The sequence below is a fragment of the Streptomyces sp. NPDC002574 genome (assembly GCF_042889545.1).
Classification (GTDB): Bacteria; Actinomycetota; Actinomycetes; order Streptomycetales; family Streptomycetaceae; genus Actinacidiphila.
Genome location: NZ_JBIARB010000006.1, coordinates 366357 through 381401, shown reverse-complemented (window position 1 = coordinate 381401; position 15045 = coordinate 366357). Strand labels below are relative to the sequence as shown.

14 protein-coding genes are annotated in these 15045 nt (G+C 73.0%); 13 read left to right on the top strand and 1 reads right to left on the bottom strand.

All coding sequences use genetic code 11. The features are described 5' to 3' along the window. The first annotated feature begins 209 nt into the window (after positions 1-209). The 11 genes from trxA to ACFYXS_RS16765 all read left to right on the top strand — a co-directional run bounded on the left by trxA (position 210) and on the right by ACFYXS_RS16765 (position 11166). Positions 210-584 (top strand): thioredoxin, encoded by a 375-nt coding sequence (gene trxA, locus ACFYXS_RS16815; RefSeq protein ID WP_319658086.1) that lies wholly within the window; start codon positions 210-212, stop codon positions 582-584. 558 nt (positions 585-1142) lie between these two features. Then, complete coding sequence (gene egtA / locus ACFYXS_RS16810) at positions 1143-2420, top strand: ergothioneine biosynthesis glutamate--cysteine ligase EgtA (RefSeq protein WP_389248615.1); 1278 nt, start codon at positions 1143-1145, stop codon at positions 2418-2420. Then, positions 2417-3748, top strand: a complete 1332-nt coding sequence (gene egtB / locus ACFYXS_RS16805; protein ID WP_389248614.1) for an ergothioneine biosynthesis protein EgtB — start codon at positions 2417-2419, stop codon at positions 3746-3748. Before egtA ends, egtB begins: the two co-directional genes overlap by 4 nt. Before the next feature lie 28 nt (positions 3749-3776). Beyond that, on the top strand, positions 3777-4532 hold the full coding sequence (egtC, locus tag ACFYXS_RS16800; RefSeq protein WP_389248612.1) for an ergothioneine biosynthesis protein EgtC: 756 nt from the start codon (positions 3777-3779) through the stop codon (positions 4530-4532). Further along, entirely contained in the window at positions 4529-5491 is a 963-nt protein-coding gene (gene egtD / locus ACFYXS_RS16795) for an L-histidine N(alpha)-methyltransferase (protein ID WP_389248610.1), read from the top strand. Before egtC ends, egtD begins: the two co-directional genes overlap by 4 nt. A gap of 129 nt (positions 5492-5620) precedes the next feature. Beyond that, entirely contained in the window at positions 5621-7147 is a 1527-nt protein-coding gene (locus ACFYXS_RS16790; RefSeq protein ID WP_389248608.1) for an FUSC family protein, read from the top strand. A 62-nt stretch (positions 7148-7209) separates the two neighbouring features. Next, positions 7210-7713 carry a MarR family winged helix-turn-helix transcriptional regulator gene (locus tag ACFYXS_RS16785; protein WP_389248606.1) on the top strand — a complete coding sequence of 168 codons (504 nt, stop codon included), beginning with the start codon at positions 7210-7212 and terminating at the stop codon, positions 7711-7713. A 135-nt stretch (positions 7714-7848) separates the two neighbouring features. Then, the gene (locus ACFYXS_RS16780; RefSeq protein ID WP_389248604.1) at positions 7849-8631 is read left to right on the top strand and encodes a GNAT family N-acetyltransferase; all 783 of its coding nucleotides are present in this window, start codon (positions 7849-7851) and stop codon (positions 8629-8631) included. After that, the gene (locus ACFYXS_RS16775) at positions 8631-9569 is read left to right on the top strand and encodes a lysophospholipid acyltransferase family protein (RefSeq protein ID WP_389248602.1); all 939 of its coding nucleotides are present in this window, start codon (positions 8631-8633) and stop codon (positions 9567-9569) included. Before ACFYXS_RS16780 ends, ACFYXS_RS16775 begins: the two co-directional genes overlap by 1 nt. 47 nt (positions 9570-9616) lie before the next feature. Further along, complete coding sequence (locus ACFYXS_RS16770; RefSeq protein WP_389248600.1) at positions 9617-10156, top strand: hypothetical protein; 540 nt, start codon at positions 9617-9619, stop codon at positions 10154-10156. A gap of 137 nt (positions 10157-10293) precedes the next feature. Next, positions 10294-11166 (top strand): serine protease, encoded by an 873-nt coding sequence (locus tag ACFYXS_RS16765; protein WP_389248598.1) that lies wholly within the window; start codon positions 10294-10296, stop codon positions 11164-11166. A gap of 16 nt (positions 11167-11182) precedes the next feature. On the opposite strand, the gene ACFYXS_RS16760 is transcribed toward ACFYXS_RS16765, so the two are convergent. After that, positions 11183-13006, bottom strand: coding sequence for an AMP-dependent synthetase/ligase (locus ACFYXS_RS16760; protein ID WP_389248596.1), 1824 nt, complete (start codon positions 13004-13006; stop codon positions 11183-11185). A 152-nt stretch (positions 13007-13158) separates the two neighbouring features. Here ACFYXS_RS16760 and ACFYXS_RS16755 point away from each other — a divergent pair, with 152 nt between their 5' ends. Both ACFYXS_RS16755 and ACFYXS_RS16750 read left to right on the top strand, forming a co-directional pair. After that, positions 13159-13401, top strand: coding sequence for a hypothetical protein (locus tag ACFYXS_RS16755; protein ID WP_389248594.1), 243 nt, complete (start codon positions 13159-13161; stop codon positions 13399-13401). A 163-nt stretch (positions 13402-13564) separates the two neighbouring features. Then, a complete protein-coding gene (locus tag ACFYXS_RS16750) occupies positions 13565-15040 on the top strand; it encodes an SDR family NAD(P)-dependent oxidoreductase (protein ID WP_389248592.1) in 1476 nt (491 codons plus the stop codon). Positions 15041-15045: the final 5 nt, after the last annotated feature.

The following is a 15045-nucleotide window of genomic DNA, read 5'->3' as shown; positions in this document are numbered from 1 at the left end:
TGCTCGGATTCCGGCGCCTCGTGCGTCACGGATCACCCTCGGCCACGACACCGCACGTTCGGTCACCGGAACCTCCCCCGGCGCGGGCCCAGGGCGCCTCTCGTGACCGGCGTCGCGGGCGGGTGAGTCGTACGGAATAGCGGCCTCACGCCTTCGGTTAGGGTCAGTGGGTTCCGACCGACGGTGCCCCGGAAGCAGGTAAGGGAAGCATGGCCACTGTTGAGCTGACCAAGGACAACTTCGACGAGGTCGTCTCCGCCAACGACTTCGTGCTGATCGACTTCTGGGCGTCCTGGTGCGGCCCGTGCCGGATGTTCGCCCCGGTCTACGAGGCCGCGGCGAAGGAGAACACCGACCTCGTCTTCGGCAAGGTCGACACGGAGGCCCAGCAGGAGCTGGCCGCCGCGTTCCAGATCCAGTCGATCCCGACCCTGATGATCATCCGCGACAAGGTCGCGGTCTTCGCCCAGCCGGGAGCGCTGCCGGCGCCGGCCCTCGAGGACCTGATCAAGCAAGCCCGCGCGCTGGACATGGACGAGGTCCGCAAGTCCATCGCCGAGGGCGAGTCCGCCCCGAAGTCCTGACACCTGACACCTGACACAGCGTCGGTCATGGTCGGCCCCCGCACGGGGCACACCAATGGCCGCCTACCGTCGTGGCCCCGTGGGCCGGCGACCGCCCCGGCGGTCGCCGGCCCGGCCGCGTGGGCGCGCTGTCCGCGCCCGGCCGGATCGTGTGGCCGGATTTCGCCCCCGCTCCCTCGGGGAAACAGCCCCCGTGACAGCGGGGACACCCGGTCTCCCCGGCGCGCCGGAGCCCGTCCCGCCCCTCGCGAAGAAAGGTGACGACGCCGGACGCCCCTGATCCCGGTCCACCCGGGCCGAAAGCGGAGGGCCATCGGCGAGATTCCGACCCCAAGGCCGTGACCTGCACATTTACCCGCTCCGGATGCGCGGATCGGGGGCCCGGTCCACCCTTGATGATGACCGGAACGCAGGAACGCCCACTTGAGCGGGCGTACCTTACGTATCTCGGACGTTCGTCGGGGCGCTCTTGAGCGGTGTGCGCCGAACGGCTTAGGTGGTACGGACACGCGGTAGACGCGAAGTACACACCACCACCTTCGACGGGAGGTACAGGCCATGCCCGCCACCAGTCACCACATGGGGACATCCGAACCGATCACCGAGACAACGGCGGAAGACCACATCCAGGGCATCTGTTTCAAGACCGGCCCTCCGCGCCACATAGGCGTGGAACTGGAATGGTTCCTTCACGACCCGCACGACCCGGCCCGCCCGGTCGGCCCCGCTCGGCTCACCGCCGCCGTGGACGGCCTGCGGACCCTTTTCCTCCGTTCCCGGCTCACCACAGAGCCCGGCGGACAGCTGGAGCTCAGCTCGCTGCCCGCCACCTCGCTGACCGCGTGCGTGAACGCCGCGGCCGCGGACCTCGACTCCGTACGCCACCGGCTCCACCAGGACGGCCTGGCGCTGGCCGGGCACGGCCACGACCCGTGGCGGCGGCCGCGGCGGCTGCTGGACGAGCCGCGGTACGCGGCCATGGAGACGTACTTCGACCGGGCCGGGCCCGCCGGCCGGTCCATGATGTGCTCCACCGCCTCGGTGCAGGTCTGCCTGGACTCCGGCACGGCGGAACCGGGCCCCTTCGGGCTCGGCAGACGCTGGCTGCTGGCCCATCTGCTGGGCGCCGTCCTCGTCGCGGCCTTCGCCAATTCGCCGCTCAGCGGCGGCCGCCCCACGGGCTGGAAGTCCACCCGGCAGGCGGTGTGGGCGGCGCTCGACCCCGGCCGGACCCTGGCGCCGGAGACCGGCGCCGATCCGCGGGTCGCGTGGACCGCGTACGCCCTCGACGCCCCGGTGCTGTGCATCCGCGCCGACGAGGGTCCGTGGACAGTGCCGGAGGGGCTCACCTTCCGGCAGTGGATCCGCAGCGGGGTGCACCGGCCGCCCACCACGGCCGACCTGGACTACCACCTGTCGACCCTGTTCCCGCCGGTGCGGCCGCGCGGCTACCTGGAACTGCGCATGATCGACGCGCAGTCCGGCCGGGACGGCTGGATCGTGCCGCTGGCCGTCGCCACGGCGCTCTTCGACGACGCCGCCGCCTCCGAGATCGCCTATCGCGCGGTCAAGCCCCTCGCCGACGCGGCCGGTCCCGGTCCCGCGCCGCGCAACCCGCTCTGGCAGCGCGCCGCCCGCCACGCGCTGGCCGACCCGGAACTCCACGCCACCGCCGTCACCTGCTTCGCCGCGGCCCGCGAGGCCCTGCCCCGGCTCGGGGCGAGCGACGCCGTGCAGGCCGTGGTGGCCGACTTCACCGAGCGTTTCGTCCTGCGCGGCCGCTGTCCCGCCGACGACCTGCTCGACGCCTTCACATCCAAGGAGAGCCACTCGTGACCGCACCCGCTCTCGACCCCGAGGCGCTGCGACGGCGGGCGCTGGACGCGCTCGTCACCGCCCGTGAGCGCACCCACGGGCTGACCGACTGCGTCGACGAGCACGAGCTCACGGCGCAGCACTCCCCCCTGATGTCGCCGCTGGTGTGGGACCTGGCCCACATCGGCAACCAGGAGGAGCAGTGGCTGCTGCGGACCGTCGGCGGCCGTGAGGCGCTGCGGCCCGACATCGACCCGATCTACGACGCCTTCGAGCACCCGCGCTCCGAGCGGCCCACGCTGCCGCTGCTGCCGCCCGCCGAGGCGCACGCGTACGCCTCGGACGTGCGCGGGCGGGTGCTGGAGATCCTGGAGCGCGCGCCGCTGCACGGCAACCGGCTGACCGACGCCGCGTTCGCCTTCGGGATGATCGCGCAGCACGAGCAGCAGCACGACGAGACGATGCTCATCACCCACCAGCTGCGCCACGGCCCCGCCGCGCTCACCTCTCCCGCGCCCGCCGCCGCTCCCGCGGACGCGGCGCTGCTGCCCGCCGAAGTCCTCGTGCCCGGCGGCCCGTTCACCATGGGCACCTCCACGGAGCCGTGGGCGCTGGACAACGAGCGCCCCGCGCACAGCCGGGACGTGCCGCCGTTCTTCATCGACACGGTGCCGGTGAGCAACGGCGCGTACACCGCCTTCATCGAGGACGGCGGCTACGAGGACGAGCGCTGGTGGACCCCGGCCGGCTGGGCGCACGTGCGGGAACACGGCCTGTTCGCGCCGCTGTTCTGGCGCCGTGAGGGCGGGGCGTGGCTGCGCCGCCGCTTCGGGGTGACGGAGCCGGTGCCGGCCGCGGAGCCCGTGCTCCATGTGTGCTGGTACGAGGCGGACGCCTACGCCCGCTGGGCGGGGCGCCGGCTACCGACGGAGACCGAGTGGGAGAAGGCCGCCCGGCACGACCCCGCGACCGGCCGCTCGCGCCGCTACCCGTGGGGCGACGCGGACCCGGCGCCGGACCTCGCCAACCTGGGCCAGCGCCACCTGCAGCCCGCGCCCGTGGGCAGCTACCCGGCCGGCGCCTCGCCGCTCGGCGTCCGGCAGATGGTCGGCGACGTGTGGGAGTGGACGGCGAGCGACTTCCTGCCGTACCCGGGCTTCGCGCCGTTCCCGTACAAGGAGTACTCGGAGGTGTTCTTCGGCTCCGACCACAAGGTGCTGCGCGGCGGATCGTTCGCCGCCGACGCGGTCGCCGTCCGGGGCACCTTCCGCAACTGGGACTACCCGATCAGGCGGCAGATCTTCTCGGGCTTCCGCACGGCCCGCGACGCGCGTCCGGAGTCGGTGTGACGGCCCCCGGGGACGGGGCGGCCGCCTGATGTGCCGCCACATCGCCTACATCGGGCCGCCGGTGGCGTTGCGGGACGTCGTGATCGACCCCCCGCACTCGCTCTACCGCCAGTCGTGGGCGCCGCGCCGCCAGAAGTACGGCACGGTCAACGCCGACGGCTTCGGGCTCGGCTGGTACGCGCCGGACGACCCGGTCCCGGCGCGGTACCGGCGGTCCGGGCCGATCTGGGACGATCCGTCCTTCGCGGACGTGTGCCGGGTGACGCGTTCCGGCGCGCTGCTCGGCGCGGTCCGCGACATCACGGAGGGATCGGCCGCCGACGAGTCCGCCGCCGCCCCGTACACGGCGGGCCCGTGGCTGTTCAGCCACAACGGCGCCCTGCGCGGCTGGCCGCACTCGGTGGCCGAGGCCGCCCGCTCGCTGCCGGCCGAGGAGTTGCTGACGCTGGAGGCGCGCTGCGACTCCGCGCTGGCCTGGGCCCTCACCCTGCACCGGCTGAAGGCCGGGGCGCCCCCCGACGAGGCGCTGGCCGACACGGTCGGCCGACTCGCCGCCCTGACCCCCGATTCCCGGCTCAACTTCCTTCTCAGCGACGGCCGTTCCATCGCCGCCACTGCCTGGGGGGACACCCTCTGGTATCTGGCGGAGCCCGGCCGCAGCGTCGTCGTGGCCTCCGAGCCGTACGACGACAGTCCCCGCTGGACCGAGGTCCCCGACCGCCATCTGCTGTACGGCGATCCCACCGAGGTCCTGCTGATCCCGCTCAAGGAGCCGCACCTGTGAGCCCCTTCACTCTCACTCGCACCCTGCCCGCGGACGCCACGGCGGCCGCCCTGCGCTCCGACGTGGCGTACGGGCTGAACCGCAGCCCCAAGCAGCTCCCGCCCAAGTGGTTCTACGACGCCCACGGCAGCGAGCTGTTCGAGGAGATCACCCGGCTGCCCGAGTACTACCCGACCCGCGCAGAACGGGAGATCCTGGCCGCCAGAGCGGCCGAGATCGCCCGGGCGACGGGGGCCCGCACCCTGGTCGAGCTCGGTTCCGGCTCGTCGGAGAAGACCCGCCTGCTCATCGAGGCCCTGGGCGCCCCCCTGACCTACGTGCCCGTCGACGTCAGCGAGTCGGCGCTCCGCGGCGCCGGGGAGGCCCTGCTCGCCGACCACCAGGACCTGAGCGTCCACGCCCTGGTGGCCGACTTCCAGCACGGTCTCGCGCTGCCGCAGACCCCGGGGCCGCGCCTGGTGGCGTTCCTCGGCGGAACCATCGGCAACCTCCTGCCCGACGAGCGCGCCCGGTTCCTCGGCTCCGTCCGCGCCCTGCTCTCCCGCGGCGACGCGCTGCTGCTCGGCACGGACCTGGTCAAGGACGAGGCGACCCTCGTGGCCGCCTACGACGACGCGCAGGGCGTCACGGCCGCGTTCAACAAGAACGTCCTGTCCGTGATCGACCGGGAGCTCGGCGCCGATTTCGACCCGCACGACTTCGAGCACGTGGCCCTCTGGGACCGCGAGCACGAATGGATCGAGATGCGGCTGCGGGCCCGCGGGAACGTCACGGTGAAGGTGCCGGCGCTCGACCTCACGGTGGACTTCGCGCGCGGCGAGGAGATGCGCACCGAGATCTCCGCCAAGTTCCGCGAGGAAGGCGTTCGCGCCGAACTCGCCGCCGCGGGCCTCACCCTCCAGCACTGGTGGACCGACGACGAGTCGCGCTTCGCGCTCTCGCTGGCCTTCCCGGCCTGATCCCGGCACCCGAGGCGGCGGTCCTGTGCCCCGGCACAGGAGCGCCGCCTCGTGCGTGCGCGGCCTCCGCGCGGCCGCACCACGGCGCGCTAATATTTCACGAGTAAAACACCTGCTAAACTTATCGGCATGCCTCCCTTCCTCCACCCCCTCCGCGACGCCCTCCGCCTCCGCGCCGCCAAGGACCTCTGGCGCCACCGGGCCGTCAGCGTGGTCGTCGCCGTGGGGATCATGGAGGGGGTCCTGCTGGCCCTGGGGCGGCTCGATCTGGTGCTCTACGCGGCGGGTGGCGGGCTGTGCGCGCTCTACGCGCACGGGCTGCCGTACGCGGCACGGGCACGAGCCCTCGCGCTGGTGGTGCTGGGCATGGCGGCCGGGGGCGCGGTCGCCCTGACGACGGCCGCGCTGACCGACTCGACAGCGGTGCGGGTCGCCGTCGCCGCCGCGCTCGCCGCCGCGCACAAGGTGGTGTGCGACGCGACGCGGATCGGGCCGCCGGGAAACGTGATCTTCACCTTCGTCGCGGCGAGTGCCGCGTTCGTGCCGCAGACCCCGGCGCAGGTGCCCGCGCATGTGGGCCTGATGGTGCTGGGCGGAGCAGTCGCATGGCTGGTGGGCATGGCGCCCGCCCTGGTGCGCCCGTACGGGCCCGAGCGCGCCGCCGTGGCGAGGGCGCTGGAGGCCCGGGCGCAGGTCCTGGCGGGCGACGGGAGCCCGGCGCGGGCCCGGCACGCGGCGACCTCCGCCCAGAACGCCGCGTGGCACACCCTGCGGGCCGCCGGGACGAACGCCCACCGCGCGGGGCTGGAACGGCTGCTGGCACGCGCCGGGACGTCCGGGCCCGACGGCGCTCCCCCGCTCACCGCCTGGGCCAGGGAACTGCGCACGACGCGGACCCTGCCGGACCCGGGCGCCGCGAGCGGTACGGACGTCCGCACCGGGCCGGCGCCCGCCCACGGCCCCACGGCGCGGCACCTGCTGCCGATCGGCCTGCGGGTCGGCCTCGGCAGCGCGGTGGCGGGCTGGATCTCCATGGCGCTCGGCGTGGACCGTCCGTACTGGGCCGTCGTGACCGCCGCGGCGGTCCTCGCCGCCAACACCACGCTGTCCTGGCAGCGGGCGCTGCAGCGCGTCCTGGGCAATCTGCTGGGCCTGCTGCTGTTCACCGCGCTCGTGCCGTTCACGACCACGGGCGCGGTGGCCCTGATCGTGACGGCGCTGGCCTGCAATTTCGCCGTGGAGGCCACCATCGCCCGCAACTACTGGCTGGCCAGTGTCTTCGTGACGCCGATGGCCATGGTCATGACCGAGTTCGCGGGCGCCCGGCCCGCGGGCCCGCTGGTCGCCGACCGCTGGCTGGACACCGTCGTCGGGGCGGGGGCCGGGCTCGTGGTGTGCTTCGCGGTGCCGAACCGGCGCGCCGGCCGGCGGGTCGGCACCGCCCTGGACCGCCTGGAGGGCGAGCTCGCCGCCCCGCTGCCCCGGGAGCCCCGGCTCACCGCGGCGCTGCTGGAACTGCGCGAGGCCGTCGACACCGCCTCCGGTGAGTGGTGGAGCGGCCCCCTGCCCGAGGAACGGATCACCGAGGCGGAACGGCGCGGCCACCTCGCGCTGGCCGGCCGCCGCGGCGGCGCCCGGTCCGTCACCCTGGCTTGACGACGCGTACGATCATGCGGACGCCGCCGGAGCCGCCGGCGGACCGAGGAAGGACATCGCGCGTGGAGGACGCCGTCGCTTCAGTGCTGCGCCAGTGGCAGGACGTGCACCCGGAGCTGGACTTCGCGCCCGTCGCCGTGATCGGGCGCCTGAACCGGTGCACCGCGCTCCTGCAGCTCGCTGTCGACGCGCCTCTGAACCGCGAGGGCCTCACCCGCCCGGAGTACGACATCCTCTGCGCGCTGCGCCGCGTCGGCGGTGAATTGACGCCCGGACGTCTGGCACGTGAAACCTTCGCTTCGGGAGCGGCGATCACCAAGCGGATCAAGCTGCTGGAGGAGCGCGGCCTCATCGGCCGCCGGGCCGACGACCGGGACCGCCGGGTCTCGCACCTGCGACTGACCCCCGCCGGCCTGGCGCTCGTGGACCGTCTGCTGCCCGAACAGCTCGCGTACGAAGAGGGGTTGCTGTCCGGACTGCCGGACGGACCGCGCCAGGAGCTGGCCGAAATCCTCGGCGAACTCCTGCTGCTGCTCGAAGGCCGCTTGGGCGCGCTTTCCGGGTGAAGCGGGCACCGAACGGCACCGCACCCCAGTGATTCAGCGAGCGCACATCTCCACGCTCCGCAAAGGACATGCCAAGGCAAGGCGCCGACGGGACAGATAGGGGTGTCCCCGTCCCCCTGACCAGGGAATCGCGCCATGACCGCTTCGTACGAACTCGCGCCCGTTGTCGACAACGTAGGCGACCGTCCCCGCTATTCGGTGAGCCTCGCCCAGGACGAGGCCGAGGTGCGGGCCGCGCAGCGTCTGCGGCACCTGGTGTTCGCCGGGGAAATGGGGGCTGTGCTGGACACGCCCGAACCGGGCCTGGACATCGACGCCCTCGACGCCTTCTGCGACCACCTGCTGGTGAAGGACGACCACACCGGCGACGTCGTCGGCACCTACCGGCTGCTGACCCCCGCCAACGCCCGCCGCGCGGGGCGCACCTACTCCGAGACCGAGTTCGACCTCGGCCGGCTCGCCCCCATCCAGCACGACCTCGTCGAGGTCGGCCGCTCCTGTGTGCACCCCGACCACCGCGACGGTGCCGTCGTCGCGCTGATGTGGGGCGGCATCACCCGCTACATGGCGACCACCGGCCACAACTGGCTGGCCGGCTGCTGCTCGGTGCCGCTCGCCGACGGCGGTTCGACGGCGGCCGGTGTCTGGGACCGGGTCTCGGCCAAGTACATGGCCCCCGAGGAGTACCGGGTCACCCCGCTCCGCCCCTGGGACCCGACGGGCCTGGCCCGACCGGCCCGCGCCGCGCTGCCCGCGCTGCTCCGCGGCTACCTGCGCCTGGGCGCGTGGGTCTGCGGCGAGCCCGCCCACGACCCGGAGTTCGGTGTCGCCGACCTGTTCATCCTGCTCTCGCTGGAGCGCACGGACGAGCGCTACCTGCGCCACTTCGGCTCGCTCGGCTCCCTCGGGTCCTCGTGATGGCCGCCACGTGGTGGTCGCCGGTCTCGCCCTGCACCCCGCAGGAGTGCGTGACCGGCGAGGGTCCCCTGGTGGGCCGGCTGAGCCGGCTGGTGCGCTACGCCGCCGCGCTCGTGGTGCTGTTCATCGGGGTCGTGCTGGCCGTTCCGGTGGCCGCGCTGTGCCCCCCGGCACTGCGTGACTCCCTGGTCCGCACCTGGATGCGGTCGGTGGCGGCCGCCTTCGGCATGCGGATCCGGGTGCCGGCCCCGCCGGCGGCGCGCGAGCCCGGCCGGGGGCTGCTGGTGGTCGCCAACCACGTGTCCTGGATGGACATCCTGCTGATCGCCGCCGTCATCCCGGGACGCAACGTCGCCAAGGCGGAGATCCGGGGCTGGCCGGTCATCGGCCCGCTGTGCGTGCTCGGCCGGACGATCTTCATCGACCGCGAGCGGTTCCGGACCCTGCCGGACACCGTCGCCGAGGTGACGGAGGCGCTGCGCGGCGGGGCCACGGTCGTCGCCTTCCCCGAGGGCAGCACCTGGTGCGGCCGCGAGGAGGGCAGCTACCGCGGGGCACTGTTCCAGGCGGCGCTGAACGCGGGTGCCGATGTGCAGCCCGTCCGGATCGACTACCGCCTGGCGGACGGGACGCGCGCCACCGCCCCGGCGTTCGTCGGGGAGGACACGCTGATGGACTCGGTGCGCCGGGTCGTGTCGGGCCGCGGCCTGACCGCGGAGGTCGCGGTGCTCCCGCCGATCACCGCGGGCACGTGGCACGACCGGCGCGCGCTCGCCCGGGCGGCGCACGACGCGGCGCTCCGGATCGAGGTGCCCGCCGCGCGTCAGCCCGCACCGGCGAGGCCGGTCGAGGTGATCGAGGTGGTCGAGGTGACGGCGCCGGTCGTCATCCCCTCCCCCGTCGTGCAACCGAGCGAGCCGGCCGCAAGTCTCCCTTAGTGACATCCGGTCCCCGAACCGGAACCGTCGCTCCCCTGGGGGACGCCATGCGCCGACACCACCGACTCGCGGCAGCCGCCGCGGGTCTGGCTCTGCTCACCGGTGCCGTGGCCGCGGTGCCCGCCTCCGCTTCGGCGGGGGCGGCCCCGGCCGCGTCAGGCACCACGGCCGTGAAGGCCACGAAGGCCACGACTCTGGTCGTGAACGCCCGGACGGCCACGCACTGCACGTACGACCGACTCGTGATCGACACCAAGGGCGCCCTGCCGCCCACCACCGTCAAGCGCGTCACGCGACTGCGCTACGACGGCTCGGGGAAGAAAGTGCCGCTCGCGGGCACGTGCTTCGTCGAGATCAAGCTGTCCCCGGCCGCCGCCCACAACGCGGCGGGCAGGAACGTCTACACCGGGCCCCGGCTGACGGCCGTAAGGCTGCCGAAGCTCAAGGGCCTCGCCCTGACAGGTGACTTCGAGGGCGTCGTCACCTTCGGCACCTCGTTCACCTCGAAGCCGTCCTGGACCGCGAAGCGGCTGCACGGTCCCGAGCGGTTCGTCGTGGACTTCGGCCACACCGACACCTGCCGCTGACCGCCCTGTCGGGCCGCGGCGACGGCGGGTCCGTCGCCACGGCCCGCTGTGCCATGCCCTCTTGTACGGGCCCTCTCGAGTCATGACAATGTGCATGCCAAAACCGAAAGAACTTCGGTCTCGAGAGGACCCCCCACATGAAACGACCTCTCAGAGGTGCCTTGGCGACTGTCCTGACCGCTCTCGCGGCAGTCGCCGGCCTCGCGTTGTCCACCGCGCCCGCCTCGGCCACGAGCCGGGACGCCACCGGTGTGCGCAGCGCCGCCCCCGCCGCGGTCACCGTGAACTTCGCCGGCACGGTGTCGCTCAGCAACTGCTCCGGCTCGCTCATCCGCTTCCCGGCCTCGGCGTCCACAGACCCCGCGCTGGTGCTGTCCAACGGCCACTGCCTCACCAGCGGCTTCCTGGACCCCGGCGAGGTGCTGCTCAACCAGTCCTCGACCCGCACCTTCGGACTGCTCAACGCCTCCGGCCGCAACGTCGCCACGCTGCGGGCCACCAAGCTCGCCTACGCGACGATGACCGACACCGACATATCGGTCTACCAGCTCAACCGCACCTACGCGCAGATCCAGTCCTCGTACGGGATCTCCGCGCTGGAGCTCTCCGCCGCCCATCCCGTGCAGGGCGCCGCGATCAAGGTGGTCTCCGGCTACTGGAAGACCGTCTACACCTGCAACATCGACGGCTTCGTGTACCGGCTCAAGGAGGGCGACTGGACCTGGAAGGACTCGGTCCGCTACACCTCCGCGTGCAACACCATCGGCGGCACTTCCGGTTCGCCCGTGATCGACACCTCGACCGGCAAGGTCGTGGCGATCAACAACACGGGCAACGAGGACGGTGCGCGGTGCACCGTCAACAACCCCTGCGAGGTGGACCAGAACGGCACCGTCACGGTCCGCCAGGGCATCAACTACGCCGAGGAGACGTACGGGATCGGCGCCTGCGTGACCACCGGGAACCAGTTCGACCTCGGCCTCGCGGGGTGCACGCTCCCCAAACCGTGATGCCGGTGGGCGCCGCTCAACGCTGATACATCGCGTCGATCTCGGCCGCGTAGGCCTCCTCGACGGCCCGGCGGACGAGCTTGCGCGACGGGGTGACCAGCCCCTCCTCCTCGGTGAAACAGGCGGCCAGCACGCGGAAGGCGCGGATCGACTCCGCCTTCGACACCCGCGTGTTGGCCGCCGACACCGCGCGCCGCACCTCCGCCTCCACCTCCGGGTCGCGCACCAGCTCCCGCAGCCCGGCCGGGGGCCTGCCGCGCAGCCGCAGCCAGCGTGCCGCCGCCTCGCCGTCGAGCGTCACCAGCGCGGTGATGTAGGGGCGGTCGTTGCCTATGACCAGGCAGTGCTCGATCAGCGGGTGCTCGCGGACGCGTTCCTCCAGGACGGCCGGCGAGAGGTTCTTGCCGCTGGTCGTGACGATGATCTCCTTCTTGCGGCCGGTGATGGTCAGATAGCCGTGCTCGTCGAGGAAACCGAGGTCGCCGGTGGCGAGCCAGCCGTCGCGCAACGCCTCGTCGGTGCCCTGCGGGTCGCCGAGGTAGCCCGAGAAGACCGTCGGGCCCTGCAGCAGGATCTCGCTCTCCTCGGAGATCAGCACCGAGGTGCCCGGCACGGGATGCCCGACGGTGCCGTAGCGCACCTTGCCGGGCGGGTTGGCGGTGGCGGCGGAGGTGGACTCGGTCAGGCCGTACCCCTCGTAGACCGTCACGCCGGCGCCCTCGTAGAACAACCCCAGCCGCCGCCCCATCGTCGAGCCGCCGCTGACCGCGTTGCGGACCCGGCCGCCCAGCGCCTCGCGCACCTTGCCGTACACCAGCCGGTCGTAGACCCGGTGCAGCACGCGCAGTGCCGCGCTCGGCCCGGGACCGGTGCCGAGGGCGCGCCGCTCGCGGGCCTCGGCGAAGCGCACGGCGACGTCGACGGCCCGGTCGAAGACACCCAGGTTGCCGCCCTCCTCGGCCTTGCCTCGCGCGGAGTTGAAGACCTTCTCGAAGACGTACGGGACGGCCAGCAGGAAGGTCGGGCGGAACTCCGCGAGATCCGGCAGCAGCGCCGCGGCCGACATGTCCGGCTGGTGGCCCAGCCGCGCACCGGCCCGGACGGCGCAGACCTGGATCATGCGGCCGAACACGTGCGACAGCGGCAGGAAGAGCAGCACCGACGGCGGCTCCGCGGTGCCGGTCTCGAAGATCGGCCGCCATTGGGCGATCACGTTGTCGCACTCGGCCATGAAGTTGCCGTGGGTCAGCACGCAGCCGCGCGGGCGGCCGGTCGTCCCGGAGGTGTAGATCACCGTGGCGACGGCGTCGGGGGTGACCGCCAGCCGGTGCCGGTGCACCACGTCCTCGCCGACCCGCTCGCCGTCGGCCATGAGCTGCTTGACGGCCCCGTTGTCCAGTTGCCAGACCCGGGTCACGGCGGGGAGGTGCTCGATCACCGAGCCGAGGGTCATGGCGTGGTCCTCGTGCTCCAGCACGCAGCCGACCGCACCCGTGTCGTGCAGGATCCAGCGCAGTTGCTCGGCCGAGGAGGTCGGGTACACCGGTACCGGCTGCGCCCCGATGGTCCACAGGGCGAAATCGAAGAGGGTCCACTCGTACCGGGTCCGCGACATGATCCCGATCCGGTCCCCGAAACGCACGCCGTGCGCCAGCAGCCCCCGCGCCAGTGCCATCACCTCGTCACGGAACGTGGCGGCGGTCACGTCCACCCACCGCCCGTCCTCCTTGCGGCCCAGCCGCACCGCGTCCGGCGTCCGCGCCGCGTCCTCGAACACCACGTCGGCGAGCCCGCCGACATGGGTCGCGGGCACCAGCGCGGGCAGACTGAAGGCGCGCACGCGAGCTCCTCGTGGGGGTTGGAGCGGGCCGGAGCGTAACGTAACGGATCTCTCACGCACTGTCCGCCCGAGGCCGGTCGGGACGGGGCTTCTTCACCAAACCTCCCCCGCCGGGCGATCACGAGAGATCATGGGATCAGGAGGTGACCTCCATGACCACCAGGATCCGACTCCACGGCGGCCCCGGGGACGGTCTGACTCTCGGCATCGCCCTGGTAGCCGGGGGGCAGCCCCCCGAGGGCATCCTGTACGACCCGATGGCGATCACCGTGCAGGACGCAGGGCTGCACCAGGCGTGGCCGGACAGCGCGTCGTACTACAAGCGCCTGGAGCACATGGCCGACGAGCCCTGGGACTACGCGTACGAGAGCGAGGCCACCGCGCCACTGGAGTGACCGCCGCGCACCGGCCGCGCGCGGTCACGCGGAGCGACCGGACGGGGCGGGAGCCCGGGACCAAAGTCCTCGGTTCCGCCGCCTTTTTGGCCGTGCGCCGCCAGGTTTCGTACAGTTCCCCAGGAAGCAGCGGGAACACACGAACCAGGGAACGACGGCGGGCATGACGGCGACCGAGAACGAGCAAGGCACGGCAACGGCGTGGGAGGGCGTCCCGGGCATCGACCCGGCACGCCTGGAGCTGTGCCTCAGCGTCCTCCGGGAGCTGGACGAGCTGCCCGTGGACCACCCGGACGCGATCACCGTCCGCAAGGCCACGGCGGGCATCTACCGCACCGTGAAGCAGCGCCGCCGCCAGGAACGGCGGGCGACCAAGACGGCCCACGACAAGTTCGTCACCGAGGCCACCGCGACCGGCTCCGCGGAGCGGATCGACGACGAGACGCAGGGCCTGCTGCCCTCCTCGTCGGTGCTCGGCGAGATCGCCGGCGTGCTGCAGCGGCCGCGCTCCTGCTACGTGTGCAAGCAGCGCTACGTCGAGGTGGACGCCTTCTACCACCAGCTGTGCCAGTCGTGCGCCGCCTTCAACCGCGCCCGGCGCGACGCCCGCACCGACCTGACGGGCCGGCGCGCGCTGCTGACCGGCGGCCGGGCCAAGATCGGCATGTACATCGCACTGCGCCTGCTGCGCGACGGCGCGCACACGACGATCACCACCCGCTTCCCCGCCGACGCCATCCGCCGCTTCAAGGCGATGCCCGACAGCGACGAGTGGATCCATCGGCTCAAGATCGTCGGCATCGACCTGCGCGACCCGGCCCAGGTCGTGGCGCTGGCCGACGCGGTCGCCGCCGAGGGCCCGCTCGACGTCCTGATCAACAACGCGGCGCAGACCGTGCGCCGCTCCCCGCAGGCGTACGCCGAGCTGGTGGCCGCGGAGTCCGCGCCGCTGCCGTCCGGCGAGCTGCCCGCCTCCGAGGTGTTCGGCACCTTCGGGAGCGGCGCCCAGCCGGCCCTGCCCGGCCCGCGCCGGGAGAGCGCGGCACGTGCCCAGGAGGTGACCGAACTGGCGCTGGTCAGCGGTTCGGCCTCGCTCGCCCGCATCGAGGCGGGCACCGCCATCGACGCCGGCGGCCTGGTGCCCGACCTGGACCCGGAGAACAGCTGGAGCCGCGGGATCGGCGAGGTCGACCCGGTCGAGATGCTCGAAGTGCAGCTGTGCAACGAGACCGCCCCGTTCATCCTGGTCAGCAGGTTGCGCCCGGCCATGGCCGCCTCCCCCGCGCGCCGCACCTACGTGGTGAACGTCTCCGCCATGGAGGGCAAGTTCAGCCGCGGCTACAAGGGCCCCGGCCACCCGCACACCAACATGGCCAAGGCCGCCCTCAACATGCTGACCCGCACCAGCGCGCGGGAGATGCTGGAGACCGACGGCATCCTGATGACCAGCGTCGACACCGGCTGGATCACCGACGAACGGCCGCACCCGGAGAAGTCCCGGCTCGCCGACGAGGGCTTCCACGCCCCGCTCGACCTCATCGACGGCGCGGCCCGGGTCTACGACCCGATCGTCCGCGGCGAACTGGGCGAGGACCTGCACGGCGTCTTCCTCAAGGACTACGCGCCGACCGAGTGGTGAGGCCG